Source organism: Isoptericola sp. b515 (genome assembly GCF_030588125.1).
In the GTDB taxonomy this organism is placed as follows: Bacteria; Actinomycetota; Actinomycetes; order Actinomycetales; family Cellulomonadaceae; genus Isoptericola; species Isoptericola sediminis.
In genome coordinates this window covers 942861-965795 of record NZ_JAUQYR010000001.1, presented here as the reverse complement: position 1 = coordinate 965795, position 22935 = coordinate 942861, and the positions used below count along the sequence as shown (strand labels likewise).

Annotated in this window: 24 protein-coding genes and 2 tRNA genes; 17 read left to right on the top strand and 9 right to left on the bottom strand. The window is 70.4% G+C overall.

Features of this window, described 5'->3' with window-relative positions; genetic code table 11:
• Nucleotides 1–105: 105 nt before the first annotated feature.
• The 7 genes from Q6350_RS04400 to rpmH form a co-directional block, all read right to left on the bottom strand.
• On the bottom strand, nucleotides 106–1023 hold the full coding sequence (locus tag Q6350_RS04400; RefSeq protein WP_171246670.1) for a ParA family protein: 918 nt from the start codon (nucleotides 1021–1023) through the stop codon (nucleotides 106–108).
• Between the two features lie 448 nt (nucleotides 1024–1471).
• A complete protein-coding gene (gene rsmG / locus Q6350_RS04395; protein WP_305065444.1) occupies nucleotides 1472–2110 on the bottom strand; it encodes a 16S rRNA (guanine(527)-N(7))-methyltransferase RsmG in 639 nt (212 codons plus the stop codon).
• 138 nt (nucleotides 2111–2248) lie between these two features.
• Entirely contained in the window at nucleotides 2249–2770 is a 522-nt protein-coding gene (locus tag Q6350_RS04390) for a R3H domain-containing nucleic acid-binding protein (RefSeq protein ID WP_171246672.1), read from the bottom strand.
• 10 nt (nucleotides 2771–2780) lie between these two features.
• Nucleotides 2781–3734 carry a membrane protein insertase YidC gene (gene yidC / locus Q6350_RS04385; RefSeq protein ID WP_304602984.1) on the bottom strand — a complete coding sequence of 318 codons (954 nt, stop codon included), beginning with the start codon at nucleotides 3732–3734 and terminating at the stop codon, nucleotides 2781–2783.
• Nucleotides 3735–3782: 48 nt separating this feature from the next.
• Nucleotides 3783–4079, bottom strand: a complete 297-nt coding sequence (yidD, locus tag Q6350_RS04380; RefSeq protein WP_171246674.1) for a membrane protein insertion efficiency factor YidD — start codon at nucleotides 4077–4079, stop codon at nucleotides 3783–3785.
• Nucleotides 4076–4435, bottom strand: coding sequence for a ribonuclease P protein component (gene rnpA / locus Q6350_RS04375; protein ID WP_304602983.1), 360 nt, complete (start codon nucleotides 4433–4435; stop codon nucleotides 4076–4078). The genes yidD and rnpA overlap by 4 nt, the downstream gene beginning before the upstream one ends.
• 3 nt (nucleotides 4436–4438) lie before the next feature.
• Complete coding sequence (rpmH, locus tag Q6350_RS04370; protein ID WP_171246676.1) at nucleotides 4439–4576, bottom strand: 50S ribosomal protein L34; 138 nt, start codon at nucleotides 4574–4576, stop codon at nucleotides 4439–4441.
• Nucleotides 4577–4890: 314 nt separating this feature from the next.
• On the opposite strand from rpmH, the gene dnaA reads away from it, so the two are divergent.
• From dnaA to Q6350_RS04315, 11 genes are all read left to right on the top strand, one after another.
• Nucleotides 4891–6321, top strand: a complete 1431-nt coding sequence (dnaA, locus tag Q6350_RS04365) for a chromosomal replication initiator protein DnaA (RefSeq protein WP_171246677.1) — start codon at nucleotides 4891–4893, stop codon at nucleotides 6319–6321.
• A gap of 546 nt (nucleotides 6322–6867) precedes the next feature.
• The gene (gene dnaN / locus Q6350_RS04360; protein WP_305065439.1) at nucleotides 6868–8001 is read left to right on the top strand and encodes a DNA polymerase III subunit beta; all 1134 of its coding nucleotides are present in this window, start codon (nucleotides 6868–6870) and stop codon (nucleotides 7999–8001) included.
• A 111-nt stretch (nucleotides 8002–8112) separates the two neighbouring features.
• A complete protein-coding gene (gene gnd / locus Q6350_RS04355) occupies nucleotides 8113–9012 on the top strand; it encodes a phosphogluconate dehydrogenase (NAD(+)-dependent, decarboxylating) (RefSeq protein WP_304606433.1) in 900 nt (299 codons plus the stop codon).
• Nucleotides 9013–9030: 18 nt separating this feature from the next.
• Nucleotides 9031–10206 carry a DNA replication/repair protein RecF gene (gene recF / locus Q6350_RS04350; protein ID WP_304602980.1) on the top strand — a complete coding sequence of 392 codons (1176 nt, stop codon included), beginning with the start codon at nucleotides 9031–9033 and terminating at the stop codon, nucleotides 10204–10206.
• 61 nt (nucleotides 10207–10267) lie between these two features.
• The gene (locus Q6350_RS04345; protein ID WP_304603094.1) at nucleotides 10268–10783 is read left to right on the top strand and encodes a DUF721 domain-containing protein; all 516 of its coding nucleotides are present in this window, start codon (nucleotides 10268–10270) and stop codon (nucleotides 10781–10783) included.
• A 335-nt stretch (nucleotides 10784–11118) separates the two neighbouring features.
• Nucleotides 11119–13215, top strand: a complete 2097-nt coding sequence (gyrB, locus tag Q6350_RS04340) for a DNA topoisomerase (ATP-hydrolyzing) subunit B (RefSeq protein WP_305065436.1) — start codon at nucleotides 11119–11121, stop codon at nucleotides 13213–13215.
• Between the two features lie 124 nt (nucleotides 13216–13339).
• The gene (gene gyrA / locus Q6350_RS04335; protein ID WP_304606872.1) at nucleotides 13340–15946 is read left to right on the top strand and encodes a DNA gyrase subunit A; all 2607 of its coding nucleotides are present in this window, start codon (nucleotides 13340–13342) and stop codon (nucleotides 15944–15946) included.
• Entirely contained in the window at nucleotides 15946–16986 is a 1041-nt protein-coding gene (locus tag Q6350_RS04330) for a DUF3566 domain-containing protein (protein WP_305065435.1), read from the top strand. Before gyrA ends, Q6350_RS04330 begins: the two co-directional genes overlap by 1 nt.
• A 119-nt stretch (nucleotides 16987–17105) precedes the next feature.
• Nucleotides 17106–17179: transfer RNA gene (locus Q6350_RS04325), tRNA-Ile, on the top strand.
• Nucleotides 17180–17205: 26 nt separating this feature from the next.
• Nucleotides 17206–17325 carry a DLW-39 family protein gene (locus Q6350_RS04320; RefSeq protein WP_304602977.1) on the top strand — a complete coding sequence of 40 codons (120 nt, stop codon included), beginning with the start codon at nucleotides 17206–17208 and terminating at the stop codon, nucleotides 17323–17325.
• Between the two features lie 9 nt (nucleotides 17326–17334).
• A tRNA-Ala gene (locus Q6350_RS04315) sits at nucleotides 17335–17407 on the top strand.
• Between the two features lie 73 nt (nucleotides 17408–17480).
• Here Q6350_RS04315 and Q6350_RS04310 read toward each other — a convergent pair.
• Nucleotides 17481–18410, bottom strand: coding sequence for a hypothetical protein (locus tag Q6350_RS04310; protein WP_305065430.1), 930 nt, complete (start codon nucleotides 18408–18410; stop codon nucleotides 17481–17483).
• Nucleotides 18411–18498: 88 nt separating this feature from the next.
• Between Q6350_RS04310 and Q6350_RS04305 the strand changes: the two genes are divergently transcribed.
• Nucleotides 18499–19038: a peptidylprolyl isomerase gene (locus tag Q6350_RS04305; RefSeq protein ID WP_171246683.1), complete on the top strand. Its 540-nt coding sequence runs from the start codon at nucleotides 18499–18501 to the stop codon at nucleotides 19036–19038.
• Nucleotides 19039–19195: 157 nt separating this feature from the next.
• Complete coding sequence (locus Q6350_RS04300) at nucleotides 19196–19939, top strand: rhomboid family intramembrane serine protease (protein ID WP_369810789.1); 744 nt, start codon at nucleotides 19196–19198, stop codon at nucleotides 19937–19939.
• A gap of 87 nt (nucleotides 19940–20026) precedes the next feature.
• Here the strand turns inward: Q6350_RS04300 and Q6350_RS04295 are convergent, their stop codons facing one another.
• The gene (locus Q6350_RS04295) at nucleotides 20027–20284 is read right to left on the bottom strand and encodes a cell division protein CrgA (protein WP_304606438.1); all 258 of its coding nucleotides are present in this window, start codon (nucleotides 20282–20284) and stop codon (nucleotides 20027–20029) included.
• A 129-nt stretch (nucleotides 20285–20413) separates the two neighbouring features.
• Here Q6350_RS04295 and Q6350_RS04290 point away from each other — a divergent pair, with 129 nt between their 5' ends.
• From Q6350_RS04290 to Q6350_RS04275, 4 genes are read left to right on the top strand one after another with little or no spacing between them, the layout of a single operon-like run.
• A complete protein-coding gene (locus Q6350_RS04290) occupies nucleotides 20414–21145 on the top strand; it encodes a DUF881 domain-containing protein (protein ID WP_305065428.1) in 732 nt (243 codons plus the stop codon).
• Nucleotides 21142–21963: a class E sortase gene (locus Q6350_RS04285; RefSeq protein ID WP_304606440.1), complete on the top strand. Its 822-nt coding sequence runs from the start codon at nucleotides 21142–21144 to the stop codon at nucleotides 21961–21963. Before Q6350_RS04290 ends, Q6350_RS04285 begins: the two co-directional genes overlap by 4 nt.
• On the top strand, nucleotides 21963–22130 hold the full coding sequence (locus tag Q6350_RS04280; protein ID WP_171246687.1) for a hypothetical protein: 168 nt from the start codon (nucleotides 21963–21965) through the stop codon (nucleotides 22128–22130). The genes Q6350_RS04285 and Q6350_RS04280 overlap by 1 nt, the downstream gene beginning before the upstream one ends.
• On the top strand, nucleotides 22127–22780 hold the full coding sequence (locus Q6350_RS04275; RefSeq protein ID WP_171246688.1) for an aminodeoxychorismate/anthranilate synthase component II: 654 nt from the start codon (nucleotides 22127–22129) through the stop codon (nucleotides 22778–22780). The genes Q6350_RS04280 and Q6350_RS04275 overlap by 4 nt, the downstream gene beginning before the upstream one ends.
• Nucleotides 22781–22935 lie beyond the last annotated feature (155 nt).

Sequence of the window (22935 nt, the reverse complement as noted above, 5' to 3'; positions counted from 1 at the left end):
CCAGCCTCCTGGTCGTGAACGGGGCGAGTCGGTCCGTCCGCACCGCGTCCTTGCGGCATCGTGCACACGAGGTCACTCACCCTGACTCCTCCGATCGTACGCGCGTCATCGCAGGTCAGCGCGTTGGACCGCGTGCTCGGCCATCTCCCGGGCGGCCTCCAGGTACGCCAGCGCACCCGTCGAACCCGGGTCGTACGTCATGACCGTCTGCCCGTGAGACGGGGCCTCGGAGATCCGCACGGACCGCGGCACGGTCGTCCGGAGGGTCTGGTCCGGGAAGTGGGTCCGCACCTCGGCGGCCACCTGCTGGGCCAGATTGGTCCGACCGTCGTACATCGTCAACAGGATCGTCGAGACGATGAGGTCCCGGTTGAGATGGGACTTGATGAGCTCGATCGTCTTCAGCAGCTGACTGAGACCCTCGAGTGCGTAGTACTCGCACTGGATCGGGATGAGGACCTCGCGAGCGGTGACGAATGCGTTGACGGTCAACAGGCCGAGGCTGGGCGGGCAGTCGACGAACACGTAGTCGATGGGCTCCTCGCCCCGCGCCTCCCGCTCGTCCAGGTAGGTGTCGAGCGCCTTGCGCAAACGGGTCTCCCGGGAGACCAGCGACACGAGCTCGATCTCCGCGCCCGAGAGGTCGATGGTGGCGGGCACGCCCCAGAGGCCGGGAACTTCTGCGCACTCCTGCACGGTGCTCGACAGCGGCGCCTCGTCCACGAGCACCTCGTAGATGGACGGTGTGCCGGCCCTGTGCTCGAGCCCGAGAGCGGTCGACGCGTTGCCCTGGGGGTCGTTGTCGATGACGAGCACCTTGAGCCCGGCCCGCGCGAGACCGGCGGCCAGATTCACCGTCGTCGTGGTCTTGCCCACGCCGCCCTTCTGATTGGCCACCGTCAGGATCCGGGTGTGCGCGGGGCGGGGGAACCGACGCCCGTCGAGCTCGATCCGGCGACGGGCGTCGAGTGCGAGCTGGGCAGCGAGCGGGGTGCTGTCGTCCACCTCCGGCACCGAGTCCATCAGCGCCTCACGGTGATCCTCCGGATGCGGCCCGCTGAGGTCGTCGCCGACCCACGACGCCGACCAGGTTTCACGTGAAACGGAGCCGTCCGCGTCACCCGACGCAGATCCGTCTCGACCGTCCTCCGACGGGTGGTGCGGCCGATCGCTGCTCATGTTCACGGGTCGATCCTCCAGGTCGCGTCGGCGTTGACCAGTGCCGCGAACACTCTACGGCCTCGCGCCCCCCGGCGCGGCCCTGACACCCCCGTGCACCGCGGTCGGCTGCCACCGCATCCATCGGCGCGAGAGCGTGCGGACGCAGGCCCCTCGCCCGCAACCTGGGCGTGCTCGGTTTCACGTGAAACGTGGACCGTGCTCCCGGGTCATGGTCCCGCATGTGCCGGACGGCACACCGGCATCGGGACGCGCACTGGACCACGCGGCGCCCGTGCCGCGGTGATGACACTCAGCGGCGACGGATACGGACGACCGTGGTCGGTTCGGCCCCCTCGACCGTCCGACCCTCGAGGATCTCGGGCTCGGATGCCTTGAACTTCCGCAGAACCTTCCGCGCCGGCTCGATCTCCCGCTCGACGCTCCGGCCCTTGAGGACCACCATCTCCCCGCCCGGGCGCACGAGGGGCAGGGACAGCCGCGCCAGCTTCGACAGGGCAGCGACGGCGCGGGAGGTCACAGCATCCACCTCGAACGCGCCGTCGTACTCCTCCGCACGCCCGTGCTTGACCACGACGTTCTCGAGCCCGAGGTCCTGCGACACCTCGGTCAGCCACGTCGTGCGGCGTTCCATGGGTTCGACCAGGAAGACCTCGGCATCCGGCCGCATGATCGCGACGACGATGCCGGGCAGGCCCGCCCCGGAGCCGATGTCCGCGACGGTCGACGCCGAGGACAGGAAGGGCACCACGGCCGCGGAGTTCAGGATGTGTCGCTCCCACAGCCGGTCGACCTCACGCGGTCCGATCAGACCGCGCAGCTCGCCCTCGTCGCGCAGGCGCCGCGCGTACTCCGCCACGACCTCGTATCGATCTCCGAAGTAGTCACGCACCGCAGCTCCGGTACCCAGCACATCGTCGCCATCTGTCATGTCGCCCATCCTGGCACCTTCCGCTCACCTGACGATTCCGGGGCGCCTCGCGCCCCGGCCCGGCGGCGCCCCGCCCACCGGGTCCGGACACGACGAGAGCCCGTCGTTTCACGTGAAACGACGGGCTCTCGTCACCGATCACGAGGAGGCCGACGCCTCCGGGTGCACCACGACGTGGCGCTGGGGATCAGCGCCGGCCGAGTCGCTCACCAGCCCCGCGGCCGCCACGGCGTCGTGGACGACCTTCCGTTCGAACGCGTTCATGGGCTCCAGCGAGAGCGCCTCCCCCGACCGGCGCACCTGCTGGATCGCTTCCTCCGCCCGTCGCTCGAGCTGGCCCCGGCGGCCGGCGCGGAACCCGGCGATGTCCAGCATCAACCGGCTGCGCTCCCCCGTCCGGGCCTGCACCGCGAGGCGGGTCAGGTCCTGCAGGGCGTCCAGCACCGCACCGTCGCCGCCGACCAGCACCTCGAGCGACTCGGGGCCGTCGTCCGAGACGACCTCGACGATCGCGCGGTCGTGCTTGATGTCCAGATCGATGTCACCGTCCAGGTCGACGATGTCGAGGAACTCCTCGAGGTAGTCGGCCGCGATCTCGCCCTCCTCCTCGAGACGGGTGACGAGATCGGAGGAGCCCTCGGGCGTCGTGTCCGTGGTCATCGCGCAGACCTCACTTCTTCCTCTTCTTCTTCTGGCGGCTCTTGCTCACCGGCTGCTGGCGCTGGCCCTGCGGCTTCGGCGGCTCGGGGGTCTTCTCCTCCTCCGGGAGGATCCCCTTCTTCGCCGCCTTGGCCGCGCGCTTCTCCTTGAGCAGACGCTCCGCCTCCGAACCCGGGGCCGGCATGCGCTTGATCGTGTAGAACTGCTGGCCCATCGACCACAGGTTCGTCGTGGTCCAGTAGATCAGCACACCCACGGGGAAGTTGACGCCGGAGATCAGGAAGATCAGCGGCAGCATGTAGAGCAGGATCTTCTGCGTGTTCGCCATCGGCCCCTCGAGCGCGGCCTTCGGCATGTTCTTCATCGTCAGCTGGCGCTGCGTGAAGAACGTGGTCGCGCTCATCGCCACGATGAGGAACAGGATGACGAGGCGGACGCCCCAGTCGTCCGTCTGCAGGAAGACGTCCGAGAGCTTCGCGCCGAAGAGGGCGGAGTTCTCAATGTCGGCGGCGACCGGCTGGTCGATCGGACCGATGGGGTCCTGCGTGCCGGCAGCGATGTTGCCCAGGTTGTAGAGCAGGCGGAACAGCGCGAAGAAGATCGGCGACTGCAGCAGGATCGGCATGCACGACGCCATCGGGTTGGTGCCGTGCTTGCGGTAGAGCTCCATCGTCTCGCGACCCATGGCCTCACGCGACGAGGGGTCGGTCTTGCCCTTGTACTTCTTCTGGATGGCCTGCAGCTCCGGCTGCATCATCTGCATCCCGCGGGACGCCTTGATCTGCTTGAAGAACAGCGGGATCAGCAGGATCCGGATGACGATCACCAGGGCGACGATGGACAGGACCCAGGCGAAGCTCGGTCCCGGCTGCATGCCCAGAGCCATGAACATCTGGTGCGACCCGTACATGATCCAGGCCACGACCCATTGGATGGGGTACAGGATGGTGTCGAAAAACCCCATATGTCTCCTCTGTCGAAAAGCGGCTCCGGGCGGCGCGCTCCCGGGATGTCAGTGCGTGTGGGCGCCGCGGTGCTCGTGCTCACGAGCAGGCGGCACGTCGTCGACGCCGCCCAGGCTCCACGGGTTGCACCGCAGAATCCTCCACAGGGCCATCCCGGTGCCGCGCAACGGCCCGTGGCGCCGGAGCGCCACCACCGCGTACTGCGAGCAGGAGGGGTAGTACTTGCAGGTCGGTCCCGTCCACGGTGACACGACCGCCTGGTAGACGCGGATCGCTCCGACGAGTACCGCGGTGGGCAGCGTGCGGATCAGCTCACGGCTCCGGGACAGCACGGTGCTGCTCATCGCACCGGCTCCTCGAGGCGTCGGAGGACCGTGGACGTCGCGCTCATGACGTCCCGCTCGAGGCGGGCGTACTCAGCCGTCGCGGCGCGCGGCAGCGCCCGCAGGACGACGAGCGAGTCCTCCGGGACGCGCGAGAGCTGACCGGCGGCGATGCTGCGCAGCCGGCGCTTGACGAGGTTGCGACGAACCGCATTGCCCACAGCCTTGGACACGACAAGACCGACCAGCGGTCCCCCGCCCCTCTCCGGATCCCGGGAGAGGTGGACGACCACGGTCGATCGGCCTGCGCGCGCGCCGCGGCGCACCGCCCGTTCGAAGTCGACGGAACGGCGCATGCGGTGCGCCGCGGGAAGCATGGCTCAGGCGGAGAGCTGCGCGCGGCCCTTGCGGCGGCGGTTGCCCAGGATGCTGCGGCCGGCGCGGGTGCGCATGCGCAGACGGAAGCCGTGGGTCTTCGCGCGACGGCGGTTGTTCGGCTGGAAGGTCCGCTTGCTCACGAGGTACTCCAAGAAACGTCGGGGAGGTACACCGTCAGTTCCTCGACGATGTCGGTCAGGTTGCAGGTCAACACCTGCCGAGGCAGTGTGTCGACCGAGCCGACCCGAGGCTCGCGCCCGGAAGAAGGCGCGCAAAAGTACCTGGAACGGCTGTCCGACGTTACGCCGTCCGACACCGTCAGGTCAACTGCTCCCGACGTGACGACGGCGACACGGACGGACGGTCCGGCCTCATCGTCCACACCGATGTCCACAGGCTCCACAGGGTGTGGAAAACTATGTGGACACCGCTCGCGAACAGTCCGGAGGACACCGTGCCACAGCCCGACGAGAACATCACCGACGTCTGGAACCAGACGTTGGCGACCCTCGAGGCACGGCCCGACATGAGTGCACGCCAGCTCGCGTTCATCAAGCTGGCCAAGCCCATGGCGATCCTCGACGACACCGTGTTCATCGCGGTGCCGCACGAGCAGACGCGCACGTACCTCGAGACGAGCGTGCGCGACCAGCTGGTCTCGGCCATGTCGGCGACCCTCGGACGCGACACCCGTTTCGGGATCACGGTCGACCCCGAGCTGAGCCACGAGGCCCTCACGGGCCCGGCGCAGGACTACACGCCGCCCCCGAGCATGGAGGAACCCGAGCGGACGACGCCGGGCCCTCCCCCGGGCCGGCTGCCGGACGAGCGCCCGGCGGACAGCGAACCCACGCGGCTGAACCCGAAGTACATCTTCGAGTCCTTCGTCATCGGCTCCTCCAACCGCTTCGCCCACGCGGCGGCCGTCGCGGTCGCCGAGGCACCCGCCAAGGCCTACAACCCCCTGTTCATCTACGGCGACTCGGGGCTCGGCAAGACGCACCTGCTGCACGCCATCGGGCACTACGCGAACAACCTCTACCCGCACGTGCGGGTGCGGTACGTGAACTCCGAGGAGTTCACGAACGACTTCATCAACTCCATCGGTGAGGGCCGGACCGGTGCCTTCCAGCGCAGGTACCGGGACGTCGACGTCCTGCTCATCGACGACATCCAGTTCCTGCAGGGCAAGGAACAGACGATGGAGGAGTTCTTCCACACCTTCAACGCGCTCCACAACGCCGACAAGCAGGTCGTCATCACGTCCGACGTCCCGCCCAAGCAGCTCGACGGTTTCGAGGACCGGCTGCGGTCCCGGTTCGAGTGGGGCCTGATCACCGACGTCCAGCCGCCGGACCTCGAGACGCGGATCGCGATCCTGCGCAAGAAGGCCGCGAGCGAACGCCTGGACGTGCCGGCCGACGTCCTCAGCTACATCGGTTCGCGCATCTCCACCAACATCCGTGAGCTCGAGGGCGCGCTGATCCGGGTGACCGCCTTCGCGAACCTCAACAAGCAGCAGGTCGACCTCGCCCTGGCCGAGATCGTCCTCAAGGACCTCATCACCGACGACGACCAGGCCACCGAGATCACCCCGGCCGTCGTCATCGCCCAGACCGCCGCCTACTTCGGCCTGACGATCGACGACCTGTGCGGGTCGTCCCGGTCCCGGGTCCTCGTGACGGCCCGGCAGATCGCCATGTACCTGTGCCGTGAGCTGACCGACCTCTCCCTGCCGAAGATCGGCCAGCAGTTCGGCGGCCGCGACCACACCACGGTCATGCACGCGAACAAGAAGATCGCCGGTCAGATGGCCGAGCGCCGGTCGACCTACAACCAGGTCACCGAGCTCACGAGCCGCATCAAGCAGCAGCACCGCGGCTGAACCCACCTCTCCACAGGCCTGTGGACAGCTGTGGACAACGGCCGTGCACAGGGTTGCCCACAGGCACTGCCCCGGGACGACGGGATCCTCACCCGCGTCGTCCCCATGCTGTGGACCCGCGTGGTGGACAACTCGGCCCCGGTCCGACCAGCGCCGCAGCACGCCTGTGGACTCTGCTGTGGACGCCTGTGGAACACGCCGTCAGCGCGGTGGACGAACACCCTTCCGTCGGTGGACGCCTGTGGGGAAAGAATCCGCAGTCCCCAGGCGACCCCGGTTGCCCACAGGTTCGCCCCCAGCCGTCTCCACACGGCTGCAAGCGCCCTGACCTGCGGCAACGGCGTTCGTCAACAGAATCCACAAGCCCTATGACGACGATGAACGTGTTCTCTCTGCAGATGACCCCTCCGCCTTCATGGGCCGGACGACCCCTTGCTGGTGAGCGGACCGGAGCGGCCGCGGCACGGTAGTGTTTGGCCACGGGCGGTTCGGTCCCCACCAGCCGAGACCTCCGCCCCCACCCGCACGAGAGCCCCGAGGAGTGGGATGAAGTTCCGCGTCGAGCGCGACGTCCTGGCCGAGGCCGTGACCTGGACGGCCCGCACCCTGCCCACGCGGCCGCCCGCACCCGTGCTCGCCGGTGTGCGCATCGAGGCGGACGCCGCCGGCTCCATCGTGCTGGCGAGCTTCGACTACGAGGTCTCCGCCCGTTCCGAGATCGCGGCCGCGGTGTCCGAACCGGGCACCGTGCTGGTCTCCGGCCGACTCCTCGCCGAGATCTCCCGCGCGCTGCCGAGCAAGCCGGTCGACGTGACGGTCGAGGGCAACAAGGTGGTCCTGACCTGCGGGGCCTCGCGCTTCACGCTGCTGACCATGCCGGTCGAGGACTACCCGGCCCTGCCCGCCATGCCCGAGCTGAGCGGCACCGTCGCGGGCGACGCCCTCACGCACGCCGTCGCTCAGGTCAGCGTCGCGGCGAGCCGGGACGACACGCTGCCGCTGCTCACGGGTGTGCGCATGGAGATCGAGGGTGAGCGCATCACGCTGCTCGCCACCGACCGGTACCGTCTGGCGCTGCGCGAGCTCACCTGGACCCCCGCGACCCCCGGGTTCAGCGCCGTCGCGCTGGTCCGGGCGCGGACCCTCAACGACGTCGCCAAGTCGCTCGGTTCCGGCGGCGGCCTCGTCAACGTCGGGCTGTCCACCGGCGAGGGCGTCGACCTGATCGGGTTCGAGGCCGGCGGCCGGCACACCACCTCCCAGCTCGTGGACGGCGACTACCCCGCGGTGCGCCGGCTCTTCCCCGACGCCACCCCGATCCACGCGGTGGTCCCCACCCAGGCGCTCATCGACGCCGCCAAGCGCGTCTCCCTGGTGGCGGAGCGCAACACCCCGATCCGGCTGGCCTTCTCGGAGGGCCAGGTGGTGCTCGACGCCGGCCAGGGCGACGACGCGCAGGCGTCCGAGGCGTTGGAGGCCGTCCTGGTCGGCGAGGACATCCAGGTGGCGTTCAACCCGCAGTTCCTCCTCGACGGGCTGGGAGCGCTCGGCACGGACTTCGTGCGGATGTCGTTCACGCACCCGAACAAGCCGGTGGAGTTCACCGGGCAGGAGTCGCTGGACGGCGAGGACTCGTCCGAGTACCGGTACCTCCTGGTACCCATCCGGTTCTCCTCCTGACGACCGGGCCGGCGTCACCGGCCGGGTAGCCGCCCGCCCGGTCCGGTTTCCCGCGCGTCCGCGCGCCCCACCACGTACGCTCGCAGCGACGCACTTCCGGAGGTTTTCCACATGGTCACCCACATGGGTCTCGTCGGTCTGGGCAAGATGGGCGCCAACATGCGCGAACGGCTGCGCCGCGCCGGGATCGAGGTGACCGGGTTCGACCCCCGGCCCGAGGTGTCCGACGTCGAGTCGCTCGCCGCGCTGGTCGACGCGCTGCCCGGTCCGCGGCGCGTGGTGTGGGTGATGGTGCCGGCCGGCGACCCCACCCGCGACGTCCTCGGCGAGCTGGCGGGACTCCTGGGCGAGGGCGACGTCGTCGTCGAGGGTGGCAACTCGCACTACGCCGAGGACCAGGCACGGGCGGCCGAGCTCGCCGAGCGTGGCGTCGGGTACGTCGACGTCGGCGTCTCCGGCGGCGTCTGGGGTCTGGAGAACGGCTACGGCCTGATGTGCGGCGGCGGCGACGACGACGTCGCCGAGCTCATGCCCGTCTTCGACGCCCTGCGTCCCGAGGGACCGCGGGAGGAAGGCTTCGTGCACGCGGGGCCGGTGGGAGCCGGCCACTACGCCAAGATGGTCCACAACGGGATCGAGTACGGCCTGATGCAGGCCTACGCCGAGGGCTACGAGCTGCTGGCGGCCAAGAAGGGCCTGATCACCGACGTGCACGGCACGATGCGCGCCTGGCAGCGCGGCACCGTCGTCCGCTCCTGGCTGCTGGACCTCATGGTCCGCGCGCTGGAGCACGACCCCCGGTTCGAGGCCATCGACGACTGGGTGGAGGACTCCGGCGAGGGTCGGTGGACCGTCGACGAGGCGATCGACAACGCCGTGCCGCTGCCCGTGATCTCGGCGGCGCTGTTCGCGCGGTTCTCCTCGCGCCAGCCCGAGTCGCCCGCGATGAAGTCCGTCGCCGCGCTGCGTCAGCAGTTCGGCGGGCACGCGGTCAGACCGTCCGCCGAGTAGTCCCGCCACACTGGAGTCATGTACGTCTCGCACCTCTCCCTCCTCGACTTCCGGTCCTACGAGACCGTCGACGTCGAGCTGGAGCCCGGACCGAACGCGTTCGTGGGGCGCAACGGGCGGGGCAAGACGAACCTGGTCGAGGCCGTCGGGTACGTGGCCACGCTGGGCAGCCACCGGGTCCCGAACGACACCCCGCTGATCCGCGCCGGCGCACAGCGTGCCGTGGTGCGCACACGCGTCGTGCGGGGGGACCGCGCCTCGACCGTCGAGCTCGAGATCACCGCCGGCAAGGCCAACCGCGCGCGCATCAACCGCGGTCAGCTCGGTCGTGCCCGCGACGTCCTCGGCATCCTGCGCACGGTGCTGTTCGCCCCGGAGGACCTCGCGCTGGTCAAGGGTGACCCCGAGGGGCGCCGGCGCTTCCTCGACCAGCTCGTGGTCCAGCTCCTGCCCCGCGCGGCCGGGGTCCTCGCCGACTACGAGCGGGTGCTCCGCCAGCGCTCGGCGCTGCTGAAGTCGCTGCGGGGCCACCGCGCCGGCGGGCGGGACGTGGACACCTCCACCCTCGAGGTGTGGGACGGCCGGCTCGCCCAGCTCGGCGGGCAGGTGCTGGCCTGGCGCACGGCGCTCGTGCGTGCCCTGGGGCCGCTGGTGGCGACCGCGTACGAGCAGGTCAGCGATGCGGACAGCGCCGCCGAGCTGGTGTACCGGTCCACGGTGGTGGCGGGCGACGGCGCCCCCGTCCCCGCGGACGAGCTCGAGAAGCTCATGCTCGCCGCGATCGAGGAGCGCCGGGCGGCCGAGATCGACCGGGGCCAGAGCCTCGTGGGCCCGCACCGGGACGACCTGGAGCTCACGCTCGGCGGGCTGCCGGCCAAGGGGTACGCCAGCCACGGGGAGTCGTGGTCGTTCGCCCTGGCGCTGCGGCTCGCCTCGTTCCGGCTCCTGGGCGGGGGTGAGCCGTCGGCGCCCGACGACGTCTTCTGGGACCCGGACCACGGCTCGGACGCCGACCCCGTGCTGATCCTGGACGACGTGTTCGCCGAGCTGGACGTCCGGCGTCGTGAACGGCTCGCGGAGCTCGTGGTCGAGGCCCGTCAGGTGCTGGTCACGGCGGCCGTGCCCGGTGACGTTCCGGAACGACTGCTCGGGGCCCGCTTCGAGGTCGCCGAGGGGCGGGTCGAGCGTGTCTGAGCACGGTCTCGCCCGGGAGCCGGCGGACGACGACGAGCCACGGCCCCGTGATCCGCGGCCGGTGGTCGACCGCACCGACCTCACCCCGCCCTCGGAGGTGGCGCGCGAGGCGCTCAACCGTGCCAAGGCAGCAGCCCGCGCCAAGGGCCTGCGGCCCGGCTCCCCCGCGCGGCGCTCCCCCCTGGCCGAACCACGGAAGGACCAGGGCAAGGGCCCCAACGCGCGCGACCCGCAGCTGATGTCGGACGTCGTGGGGCGGTTGCTGCGGGACAAGGGCTGGACGGCCGAGGTGTCGGTCGGGGGCGTCGTCGGGCGCTGGCGCGAGATCGTCGGCGCCCAGGTGGCCGACCACTGCACGCCCGAGACGTTCGAGGACAAGGTGCTGGTGGTGCGCACCGACTCCACGGCGTGGGCCACGCAGGTGCGGCTGCTCGTGCCGACCCTGCTGCGCCGGCTGGCCGAGGAGGTCGGTGAGGGCGTCGTGGAGCAGGTGACGGTCCTCGGGCCGTCGGGTCCGAGCTTCCGGCGCGGCCGTCGGACGGTGCGCGGACCGGGTCCGGGCGACACCTACGGCTGACCCGGGCGAGCGATGTTGGCCCGAGCAACCACCGATGTGGACAACGCCTGTGGACAACGTGGGGGAACCCACACGCCCAGACACGTGGGACCCGCTATTTCTTGCGCTTTCACGGTAGACTGAGCAGATGTTCCCGGGCCGCCTCCCGGGCTCGTGTCAACGGCGTACGACCGGCCCTCGGGCCGGTCGTCGGCTGCTCGGGTCGTGAGGCTGCCCCGGGACGAACGAGCACCGACCCGCAGCCGGCGCCCCGCGCGTCAATCCTGTGTGCTGCAGCCCGGGCACCACCCGGGTGGCCCTGTCGCGTGCATGGACGACGAGGAGTGCTCCAGCCTGTGGCTCAGCGATCCGACGGCGGCTACGACGCCGGGAACATCACCGTCCTCGAGGGACTCGAGGCCGTCCGCAAGCGACCCGGCATGTACATCGGGTCGACCGGTGAACGCGGTCTGCACCACCTGGTCTACGAGGTCGTGGACAACTCCGTGGACGAGGCCCTGGCCGGCCACGCGGACCGGATCGACGTGACCCTGCTGGCCGACGGCGGGGTGCGCGTCCGGGACAACGGGCGTGGCATCCCGGTGGCCATGCACCCGACCGAGGGGCGGCCCACGGTCGAGGTCGTCATGACGATCCTGCACGCCGGCGGCAAGTTCGGTGGCGGCGGCTACGCCGTCTCCGGCGGTCTGCACGGCGTGGGCATCTCCGTGGTCAACGCGCTGTCCAGCCGCGTGATCACCGAGGTCGAGCGCGACGGCTACGCCTGGCGGCAGGACTTCGCCGACGGCGGTGCGCCGGTGGGCGAGCTGCAGCGTCTGGGCGAGACGGACCGTACCGGCACCACGCAGACGTTCTGGGCCGACCCGACGATCTTCGAGACGACGGACTACGACTTCGAGACGCTGCGCGCGCGGTTCCAGCAGATGGCGTTCCTCAACAAGGGCCTGCGCATCACGCTGACCGACGAGCGCACCGAGCACGTCTCGGGCCCGGACGAGGTGACCGGCGCGCTCGACTCGCGGGCGGTCGTCGCGGCCCTGGACGGCGAGGGGTCGACCGGGGACGGTGCCGAGACGGCCGGTTCGCCCGACGACGAGGTGCACGACTCCGAGTCCGCGGCGGGTGCCGTGCGCACCGTCACGTACAAGTACGACGGCGGGCTGCGGGACTACGTCGCGCACATCAACACCGCGAAGAAGTCGGACATCATCCACCCCGAGATCATCGACCTCGAGGCCGAGGACACGGACCTCAAGGTCTCGGTCGAGATCGCGATGCAGTGGACGACGGCGTTCAGCGAGTCGGTCCACACGTTCGCGAACACGATCTCCACCACCGAGGGCGGTACCCACGAGGAGGGTTTCCGTGCGGCGCTGACCAGCCTGGTCAACACCTACGCGCGGGACAAGGCCATCCTCAAGGACAAGGACGAGAACCTCACCGGAGACGACATCCGCGAGGGGCTCACCGCCGTCCTCAGCGTCAAGCTCGCCGAGCCCCAGTTCGAGGGCCAGACGAAGACGAAGCTCGGCAACACCGAGGCGAAGACCTTCGTCCAGCGCATCGTGCGGGAGCGCCTGACGGACTGGTTCGACGCGCACCCGAACGAGGGCCGCGACATCATCCGCAAGGCGATCTCCGCCTCCCAGGCGCGCATCGCCGCCCGCAAGGCGCGCGAGGCCACCCGCCGCAAGGGGATCCTCAGCTCCGGCGGCATGCCGGGCAAGCTGAAGGACTGCCAGTCGAACCGTCCCGACGAGTGCGAGATCTACATCGTGGAGGGTGACTCGGCCGGCGGTTCGGCCGTGCGCGGCCGCGACCCGCACCACCAGGCGATCCTGCCGATCCGCGGCAAGATCCTCAACGTCGAGCGGGCGCGCCTGGACAAGGCCCTGTCGAACAACGAGGTCCAGGCGCTCATCACGGCGTTCGGCACCGGCATCGGCGAGGACTTCGACCTGGCCAAGCTGCGGTACCACAAGATCGTGCTCATGGCCGACGCCGACGTCGACGGCCAGCACATCTGCACCCTGCTGCTGACGCTGCTGTTCCGGTACATGCGCCCTCTCATCGAGCACGGGCACGTCTACCTGGCCCAGCCGCCGCTCTACCGGCTCAAGTGGTCCAACGCCCCGCACGAGTACGTCTACTCGGACCGGGAGCGCGACGCGTTCCTCGAGCAGGGCGTGGCGGCCGGCAAGCGGATCCCGAAGGACAACGGCATCCAGCGGTACAAGGGCCTCGGCGAGATGGACTACTCCGAGCTCTGGGACACCACGATGGACCCCGAGCACCGGACGTTGCTGCAGGTCACGATGGACGACGCGGCCGCGGCGGACGAGATCTTCTCGGTGCTCATGGGCGAGGACGTCGAGTCCCGCCGCAGCTTCATCCAGCGCAACGCCAAGGACGTCCGGTTCCTCGACATCTGAGTCGACGACGGCACGTACAGGGCGACGTCTCGTCCTGTACATCGGGTGATCGAGGCAGGACCAGCGCCCCGGCGGCGCAGGAAGGAACAGATTCACGGTGACGGACGAGACTCCCGGCCTGGACATGGCCGAGGGCGCCGACGGCGGTCCCCCGGAGGCCCTGACGGCCATCGCGCACGGACGCATCGAGCAGGTCGACCTGCAGCTCGAGATGCAGCGCAGCTACCTCGACTACGCGATGAGCGTCATCGTCGGGCGTGCCCTGCCCGACGTGCGAGACGGCCTCAAGCCGGTCCATCGGCGGGTGCTGTACGCGATGTACGACGGCGGCTACCGGCCGGACCGCTCGTTCTCCAAGTGCTCGCGCGTCGTCGGCGACGTCATGGGCAAGTACCACCCGCACGGTGACACGGCGATCTACGACGCCCTGGTCCGCCTCGTGCAGGACTGGTCGATGCGTTACCCGCTGGTGGCCGGCCAGGGGAACTTCGGCTCCCCCGGCAACGACCCGGCGGCCGCCCCGCGGTACACCGAGTGCAAGATGGACCCGCTCGCCCTGGAGATGGTGCGGGACATCGAGAAGGACACCGTCGACTTCCAGGACAACTACGACGGCCGCACCCAGGAGCCGACGGTCCTGCCCTCGCGCATCCCGAACCTGCTGGTCAACGGGTCCGCCGGCATCGCTGTCGGCATGGCGACGAACATCCCGCCGCACAACCTGCGGGAGGTCGCCGCGGGCGTGCGGTGGCACCTGGACCACCCCGAGGCTTCGAAGGAGGAGCTGCTCGAGGCGCTGCTCCAGCGCATCAAGGGGCCGGACTTCCCCACCGGCGCCCAGATCCTGGGGACCCAGGGCCTCGAGGAGGCGTACCGCACCGGTCGCGGGTCGATCACGATGCGCGCCGTGGTCAACGTCGAGGAGATCCAGAACCGGATCTGCCTGGTCATCACCGAGCTGCCCTACCAGGTCAATCCGGACAACCTGGCCACGAAGATCGCGGACCTGGTCAACGACGGCAGGATCGCCGGCATCGCCGACATCCGGGACGAGACCTCGGGGCGCACCGGTCAGCGTCTGGTCATCGTGCTCAAGCGCGACGCCGTCGCGAAGGTCGTGCTGAACAACCTGTACAAGCACACCTCGCTGCAGGAGAACTTCAGCGCGAACATGCTCGCGCTCGTCGACGACGTGCCCCGCACCCTGAGCCTCGACGCGTTCGTGCGGCACTGGACGACGCACCAGATCGAGGTCGTGCGGCGCCGGACCGAGTTCCTGCTCCGCGAGGCCCAGGACAAGATCCACATCTACGAGGGCTACCTCAAGGCCCTCGACGCCCTCGACGAGGTCATCGCCCTCATCCGTCGCTCCCCGGACGCCGAGCAGGCACGTTCCGGGCTCATGGACCTGCTCGACATCGACGAGCAGCAGGCGAGCGCGATCCTGGCCCTGCAGCTGCGCCGTCTCGCGGCCCTGGAGCGGCAGCAGATCCTGGAGGAGCACGCCAAGCTGCAGGCGCAGATCGACGACTACCAGGACATCCTGGCCCGGCCCGAGCGGCAGCGGACGATCGTCGCCGACGAGCTGGACGCCGTCGTCGAGCGCTGGGGCGACGAGCGCCGCACGCAGATCCTGCCGTTCGACGGCGACATGTCCATCGAGGACCTCATCCCCGAGGAGGACGTGGTCGTCACGATCACCCGCGGCGGGTACGCCAAGCGCACCCGCACCGACTCCTACCGGGCCCAGCGGCGCGGCGGCAAGGGGATCCGCGGGGCGCAGCTGCGCGAGGACGACATCGTCGACCACTTCTTCGTGACCACGACGCACCACTGGCTGCTGTTCTTCACCGACGCCGGCCGCGTCTACCGCGCCAAGGGGTACGAGATCCCCGAGGGCGCGCGCGACGCCAAGGGCCAGCACGTGGCCAACCTGCTCGCCTTCCAGCCGGGCGAGCAGATCGCCCAGGTCCTGGCGCTGCGGGACTACGACGACGCCGAGTACCTGGTGCTCGCGACCCGGCGCGGACTGGTCAAGAAGACCCGGCTGACCGACTACGACTCCCCGCGCAGCGGCGGACTCATCGCGATCAACCTGCGCACGGACGAGGACGGCACCCCGGACGAGCTCGTCGCGGCACGCCTGGTCGACGCCGACGACGAGCTGATCCTCGTGTCGCGGAAGGGCCAGTCGATCCGCTTCGCGGCCGACGACGACACGCTCCGGCCGATGGGACGCGCCACCTCCGGCGTGACGGGCATGAAGTTCCGGACGGGCGACGAGCTGCTCGCGGCCGACGTCGTCGAGCCGGACACCGACCTGTTCGTCGTCACCGAGGGCGGGTTCGCCAAGCGCACCCGGATCGAGGAGTACCGTCTCCAGGGTCGCAACGGCTACGGCATCAAGGTGGCGAACCTCGTCGAGGCGCGCGGCGACCTCGTGGGGGCACTCGTCACCGAACCGGACACCGAGGTGCTGGTGATCATGTCCAAGGGCAAGATCGTCCGCTCCCGCGTGGACGAGGTGAACCTGACGGGGCGCACCACGCAGGGTGTGACCTTCGCAAAGCCGGACAGAGGAGACCGCATCATCGCCGTCGCACGGAACGTCGAGCGCCGCGCGGAGGCGGAGTCGGTTAGCGTTGAACACGAGGCCGACGACGTCGAGCCGACGCAGGAGGCGACGGCGGGCACGCCGGAGCAGGACGAGACCGGGGACGGGAACATCTGATGGTCAGCCAGAAGACGACGCCGAAGGCGGACACCTCCGCGACCGCACCGGTCGACAGCAGCGAGCCCACGAACGGGTCCGGGACGGCGAAGGAGTCGTCGTCCGCCACCGCCGCGGGGACCTCCGCGACCGCCCCTGACGAGGCCGGCGAGACGTCGGAGTCCTCGACGCCGAACGGTCGCAGCGAGTCCACGGCCGGGGCCGACCGCGCCGAGCCCGCCCAGCCGACCACGCACGGTCAGGCGGCCGACGAGGCCTCGACGTCCGACCCGGCTCCGACGTCCGACCCGGCTCCGACGTCCGACCCGGCTCCGACGGCCGGCCGCCCGGCGCCGACCTCGGACCGGCCCGCCGCCGGTCCCGCAGTGGAGACGTCCGACAAGAACGGTGCCGTCAAGGCCGCCGCGGTCGCCCTGGCCGCCGCGCGGACGGCGGCCAAGAAGGTCCAGTCCGCCGCGTCCGCCGCCTCGGCCGGGATGTCCACGTCCGGGTCGCACGACAGCAGCTCCACCGGGTCGTCCGCACCTCCCCCGCCGCCGAGCAGCACGTCCTCGGGACCCCGCCCGGAGATGCACTACTCGGCGGGTGGCGTCCACGGCACCGCGCAGCAGTCGCCGACCGCCGACGGGTCGCCGCAGACCGGCACGCAGCCGTCGGTCGCCGGGCCCGAGGGCCTCGGCAGCCCGCGTCGCGTCCGCCTGTCGGTGTCGAGGATCGACCCCTGGTCGATCATGAAGCTGGCGTTCCTGCTCTCCGTGGCCCTGGGGATCATGACCGTCGTCGCGACCGCCGTCGTCTGGTACTCGCTCAACTCGATCGGGACGTTCGCCACGATCCAGGAGTTCCTCATCTCGACGCTCGGGCCCCAGGCCGTCGACATCACCCAGATCGTCCAGTTCGAGCGCACGCTGTCCCTGGCGACCCTGATCGCCCTGGTCAACGTCGTCCTCTTCACGGCCATCGCGACCATCATGGCGATGCTGTACAACATCACTGCGGCCCTGGTCGGCGGTGTGCACCTCACCCTGACGGACGAGTGACGACCCGTCGCCACCGCGCGACGGACGTCACACCCGGCCGCCCCGGTTCCGGTTTGGGACCGGTGGGGCCGGTACGGTAATGTTCCGTGCTGCACGCCCTCACCGAGGACGTGCCGCGAGGGGCTATAGCTCAGACGGTTAGAGCGCTTCCCTGATAAGGAAGAGGTCGGAGGTTCAAGTCCTCCTAGCCCCACTCCACGGTCGACGAGGAGGTCCGAAGTGAAGAAGATCGTCGTCGCCCTGCTGACCGCGACCGTCGGCTACGTCGTCTGGCGCCGCCTCTCGGAGGACGCCGCGGACCGGGACCTGTGGACCGAGGTCACCGACTCGCTCGACTGACGACCCCCAGGGGCCATGGCGCAATTGGTAGCGCACCTGCTTTGCAAGCAGGGGGTTGGGGGTTCGAGTCCCCCTGGCTCCACCCACGAGACAGCACGAGAGCCCCCGTCCGTCGCGGACGGGGGCTCTCGTCGTCGTCGGGGATCAGCTGACGACTACTCCTTCTTGTCCTCGGCGGGCGATGCCTGGCCCGCGGAGTTCTTCGCGTCCTCGGCAGCCTTCGTCGAGGACCCGGTCTTCGAGGTGGAGCCTGTGGTCTTGTCGGCACCGGTGGCTGCCGCCGCACCCGTCTTCGGGGTGGAGCCTGTGGTCTTGTCGGCACCGGTGCCTGCCGCCGCGCCGGACTTCTCGGCCGTCTCGCCGGTCGCCTCGGTCGCCTTCTGGCGGGACTTGGACGTCCGGGAGGCGGCCTTCTCGCGGGCGTCGGAGACGGCCTCCTTACCCTTGGCCACGGCGGAGCCGGCGGCCTCGCCGACGGCCTCGGCCGCGTCACCGACCGCGTGGCGGGCATCCCGCGCGACACCGTCGAAGTCCGGCGTCCGGGACTGCTCCCACGGCTCGGCCCACGGGTCGTTCTGCGGCTGGGCACGGCGGTAGAAGGCGTAGCCGACGGCCGCCAGAGCGCCGAGCACGACGGACCAGCCGACGGTCTTGCGCCGGCGGGACCGGCGCTGCGACTTGCGCGCCGACTTCTCGGCCGCCGCGGCGGCCTTCTTCGCGGCCTTGTTGGCCTGTTCCGCGGTGAGCGCCGCCTTGGCGGCCGCGGCGTTGAACGCGGTCACGATCTGGGGGAGATAGTCGTCGACGATCTTGTCGTGGGTCTTGTCGACGAGCGGTGCGGCCTTGCCGGCCGCTTCCTCCACGCGGGGTGCGGCAGCCTGGACGCTGTCGTACCACGCCTTCTCCGCGCGTGGCCTGAGCCACTCGACGAAGGCGTCGTAGCGCGGCCCGGCCCAGTCCTTGGCCTGACCTGCGGCGTCCTTGGCGCTGCCCGCGGCACGGGTGCCCGCGCCGTACAGCGCGGCCGTGACCTCCGCGGTGGAGTCCTTCACCTTGGCGGGGTCGATCTTGGGAGTCTGCACCATGGCCCCACTCTGCCACCCCTGGTAGAAGGGCGCAGCGTCACACGCCAGGTGCCTCGCCCGTTCCCCGGGTGGTGACATGATGGGTGCCATGTTCGCAACCCTCCACACCACCGCTGGTGACATCCGCCTCGAGCTGTTCCCGAACCACGCGCCGAAGACCGTCGCGAACTTCGTCGGTCTGGCCCGCGGGACGACGCCGTGGACCGACCCGCGGACCGGCGCCGAGCGCAACGAGCCGCTGTACGACGGCGTGATCTTCCACCGCGTCATCGAGAACTTCATGATCCAGGGCGGGGACCCGCTCGGCACCGGTACCGGCGGTCCGGGCTACACCTTCGACGACGAGATCCACCCGGAGCTCTCGTTCGACCGCAAGTACCTGCTGGCGATGGCCAACGCCGGCAAGCGGCGCAACCCGGTGACCGGTGCGGCCGAGGGGACCAACGGGTCCCAGTTCTTCATCACGACCGCCGAGACGCCGTGGCTGAACGGCAAGCACACGATCTTCGGCGAGGTGGCCGACGACGCGTCCCGCGCCGTGGTGGACGCCGTCAACACCACCCAGACGCGACCGGGTGACCGTCCCGTCGAGGACGTCGTCATCCAGAGCGTGACGATCGAGGACTGAAGGACCCGACATCAGCACCCCGCCGCTCCCGCCGTCGGGTCCGCCGACGGACGCGCCTCCCGTCTGCCCGCGCCACCCGGACCGCGTCTCCTACGTGCGCTGCCAGCGGTGCGGCCGTCCGGCGTGCCCCGAGTGCCAGCGGCCGGCCGCCGTCGGCGTGCAGTGCGTCGACTGCGTCGCCGAGGCGCAGCGGAACACGCGCAGCGCGCGCACCGTGTTCGGCGGGACGGCGCGGGGAGGTCGCCCGGTCGTCACCCTGACGATCATCGGCCTGTGCGCGGTGAGCTGGATCCTCCAGCTCGCCACCGGGGGCGCCTGGACCCAGCAGTGGGCGTTCTCGCCGGCGATCGGTCAGGTCGAGCCCTGGCGCTTCCTCACGGCCGCGTTCCTGCACTCGACGACCCCGCTGCACATCCTGTTCAACATGTACGCGCTGTGGCTGGTGGGGCCGTTCCTCGAGCAGGCGTTCGGGCGCGCCCGGTTCATCGCGCTCTACGTGCTGGCCGCGGTCGGCGGCCAGGTCGGGGTGCTGCTGCTCGCCGATCCTCTGCAGGAGAGCTGGTACGTCGGCGTGGTCGGCGCCTCCGGAGCCGTCTTCGGCCTCTTCGGCGCCATCATCCCGGTGCTGCGACGGCTCGGTCGCAACGCGGGACAGATCGTCGTGCTGATCGCCATCAACATGGCGCTGCCGCTGTGGTTGCCCAACATCGCCTGGCAGGCGCACGTGGGCGGACTCGTGGTCGGCCTCGCCCTCGGAGCCGGTTTCGCGCTCGCTCCCCGGGAGCGGCAGCGGCTGGTGGGCTGGGCGCTGCCGACCGCGGTCGGTGTGCTCCTGGTCGCGGCGGCGGTGTGGAAGTACTCGACGGTGCCGACCGCAGCGGGAGTGCTGGGACTGTTCTGAGCGCGGGCCCCGTCGGGGCCCGCGCGCCGTCGTCCCCAGGGATATGCACAGGTGTGGAATCACACCGGTGTCACCTGTACAGCAGCGTCACTTCCACCTGGTCGTCAGCGAGAAGCCGGCGATGATGAGCGCGAAGCCGACGAGCAGGTTCCAGTTCCCCAGGGCGGGGACCGGCAGGCCGAGGCCCTGGCTCGTGAGGTAGTAGGTGACGATCCAGGCGAGTCCGGCGACCATGAGGGTCAGCATCGTCGGGACGAGCCAGCGCGGGTTGGCCGAGGCCTTGTGCGGCAGCGACGGCTCCGAGGCGTCGGACTTCTTGCGGGGCTTCTCGGACTTCTCGGGCACGGATCGGCTCCTGTCAGGACGATGGTGCGACGTCCGGGACGAGATCCCGGCACGCCGACGACGGTTCGTCGTCTAGCGTAGTGGTCAGCAGCACCGCTCCGGGCACGATCATGACGAAGGGGGCCCACCGTGTCACCACGCATCCGCTCGGGGATCACCGTCGCGGTGGTCCTGGCGCTGTCGGGTGTGCTCTTCACGGTCAGCGCACAGCTCAGCCGCGGTGGCGAGAGCCGGCACGCCGAGGATCTCTCCGCCGTCGTCGCCGAGGAGTCCGACCGTGTCGCCGCCCTGAGCGACGAGGTCGCCGCGCTGGACGCGCAGATCCAGGAGCTCAGCTCGTCCGTGTCGGGGGACGTCCCGCGCCGTCCCGCCGAGCTGCGGGCCGAGGAAGGCGTCGTCTCGGGAGCCTGGCCCGTCGAGGGTCCGGGCATGCGGGTCAGCCTGGAGGACGCGCCGTCGTCCTCGTTGTCCATCGAGAACGTCACGGCCGACGACCTCGTGGTGCACCAGCAGGACGTCCAGCACGTCATCAACGCCCTGTGGGCCGGCGGCGCCGAGGCGATGACGCTGCAGGGCGAGCGGGTGACGCCGACCAGCGCCTTCCGGTGCTCGGGGAACATCATGCTGCTGCACGGCAAGGTGTTCTCCCCGCCGTACGTGGTCGAGGCCGTCGGGGACCCCGACCGGCTCCAGGCGGCGCTCGACTCCTCCCCCGGCGTCGCCATCTACCGCGACTACGTGGACTGGATCGATCTCGGGTACGCCGCCGACCCCGTCGAGAACATCGAGGTGCCGGCGGCGTCCGGTGGCCAGGACCTGCAGTTCGCCGGTGTGCCCGACGGAACGGACGTCTTCTCGTGAGGCACGCGACCGGGGCCGGGGCCGGGCGCCGTGGCGGCGCGTTCAGCACCGTGATCGGCGTCTTCGGCGAGCTCCTCATCACCGCAGGGGTCGTCCTCGGACTGTTCGTCGTGTGGCAGCTCTGGTGGACGGACGTCCAGGCGGAGCGCATCCACAGCCAGGTGCTCGCCGAGCTCGACTGGCCCGAGCCGCCAGCAGCGGAGGTGCCGTCCGGCAACACCGCTGCCGAGGGCCCGGCGGTCGCCTCGGAGCACCGTGGCGAGCCACCCGCCGCCGACGACGCGGCGTTCGCCGAGGTGTTCGCGCAGTTCTACGTGCCCAGGTTCGGCACGGACTACGTCGAGCCGATCGCCGAGGGCATCGACAAGGCCACCGTGCTCGACCGGCTCGGGATCGGTCACTACCCGGACAGCGCCAACCCGGGTGAGCTCGGCAACTTCGCGATGGCGGGCCACCGCACCACCTACGGACGTCCCTTCCACCAGATCGCCGATCTCCGGGAGGGTGACGCCCTCGTCGTGCGGACCCGGGACACCTGGTACGTCTACAAGATGACCTCGTCGCAGATCGTCTGGCCGAACCAGGTCGAGGTCGTCTCCCCGGTCCCCGGCGTGCGGCCGGGCGAACCGTTGCCCGAGCTGACCCAGCGCTTCCTCACGATGACGGCGTGCCACCCGATGTACTCGGCGGCGCAGCGCTACGTCGTGCACGGCGAGCTGGACTACTGGGCGCCGGTGGACGAGGGGGTCCCGGCGGAGCTCCTCGACGCCGGGGTCGAGATCCAGGCCCTGGCCGACGACGACGCGGGGGTGAGATGATGTACGGCCTGTTGTGGCGCGCCCTGCCGGGTCCGGCCTGGTTCCGGGCGCTCCTGCTCCTGGCGCTCTTCGTCGCGGCCGTCTGGGTCTGCTTCGAGTGGGTCTTCCCCTGGTTCTCCGAGTACGTCCCCATCAACGACAACACCGTCGAGGCGCACGCACCATGACCTCCATCCTCGTCGTGGACAACTACGACTCCTTCGTCTACACGATCGTCGGCTACCTGGACCAGCTCGGCGCGCGTACCACCGTGGTGCGCAACGACGCCGTGCCCGAGCCGGATGCCGACGGGCGCTACCGCACCGAGGACGGCACAGCGTTCGACGGCGTGCTGATCTCCCCGGGGCCGGGAACGCCGAAGCAGGCGGGGGCCTCCGAGGACGTCATCCGGGCCTGCGCCCGCTCCACGACGCCGATGCTGGGCGTCTGCCTCGGGCACCAGGCCCTCGCCGAGGTCTACGGCGCCACGGTCTCCCACGCGCCCGAGCTCATGCACGGCAAGACCAGCGAGGTCGAGCACCGGGGAGTCGGCGTGCTGGCTGGCCTGGGTTCGCCCTTCACGGCGACGCGGTACCACTCCCTCGCCGTCGAGCCGCACACGGTGCCGGCCGAGCTCGAGGTCACGGGGGCGACCGCCAGCGGGGTCGTCATGGGCCTCCAGCACCGCGAGCTGCCGTTGCACGGGGTGCAGTTCCACCCGGAGTCGGTGCTGACCGAGGGGGGTCACCGGCTCCTCGCCAACTGGCTGGCCGTGTGCGGCGACGCCGGTGCCGTGGAGCGGTCGGCCGGTATGGCCCCGCTCGTGCACGCCGCCTGATCAGCCCACGGGCCGGCCGGCCAGGACCCTGCGCGCGTCAAGACCAAGGCCGCCGAGTCAGGCCGATCCTCGCCGAGTCAGGACGTGCGTGGCCCGGTCAGGGCCGGCATGGCCTGATCTCGTCGGGGAACCCGGCTGATGCCCGCGCCCTGACT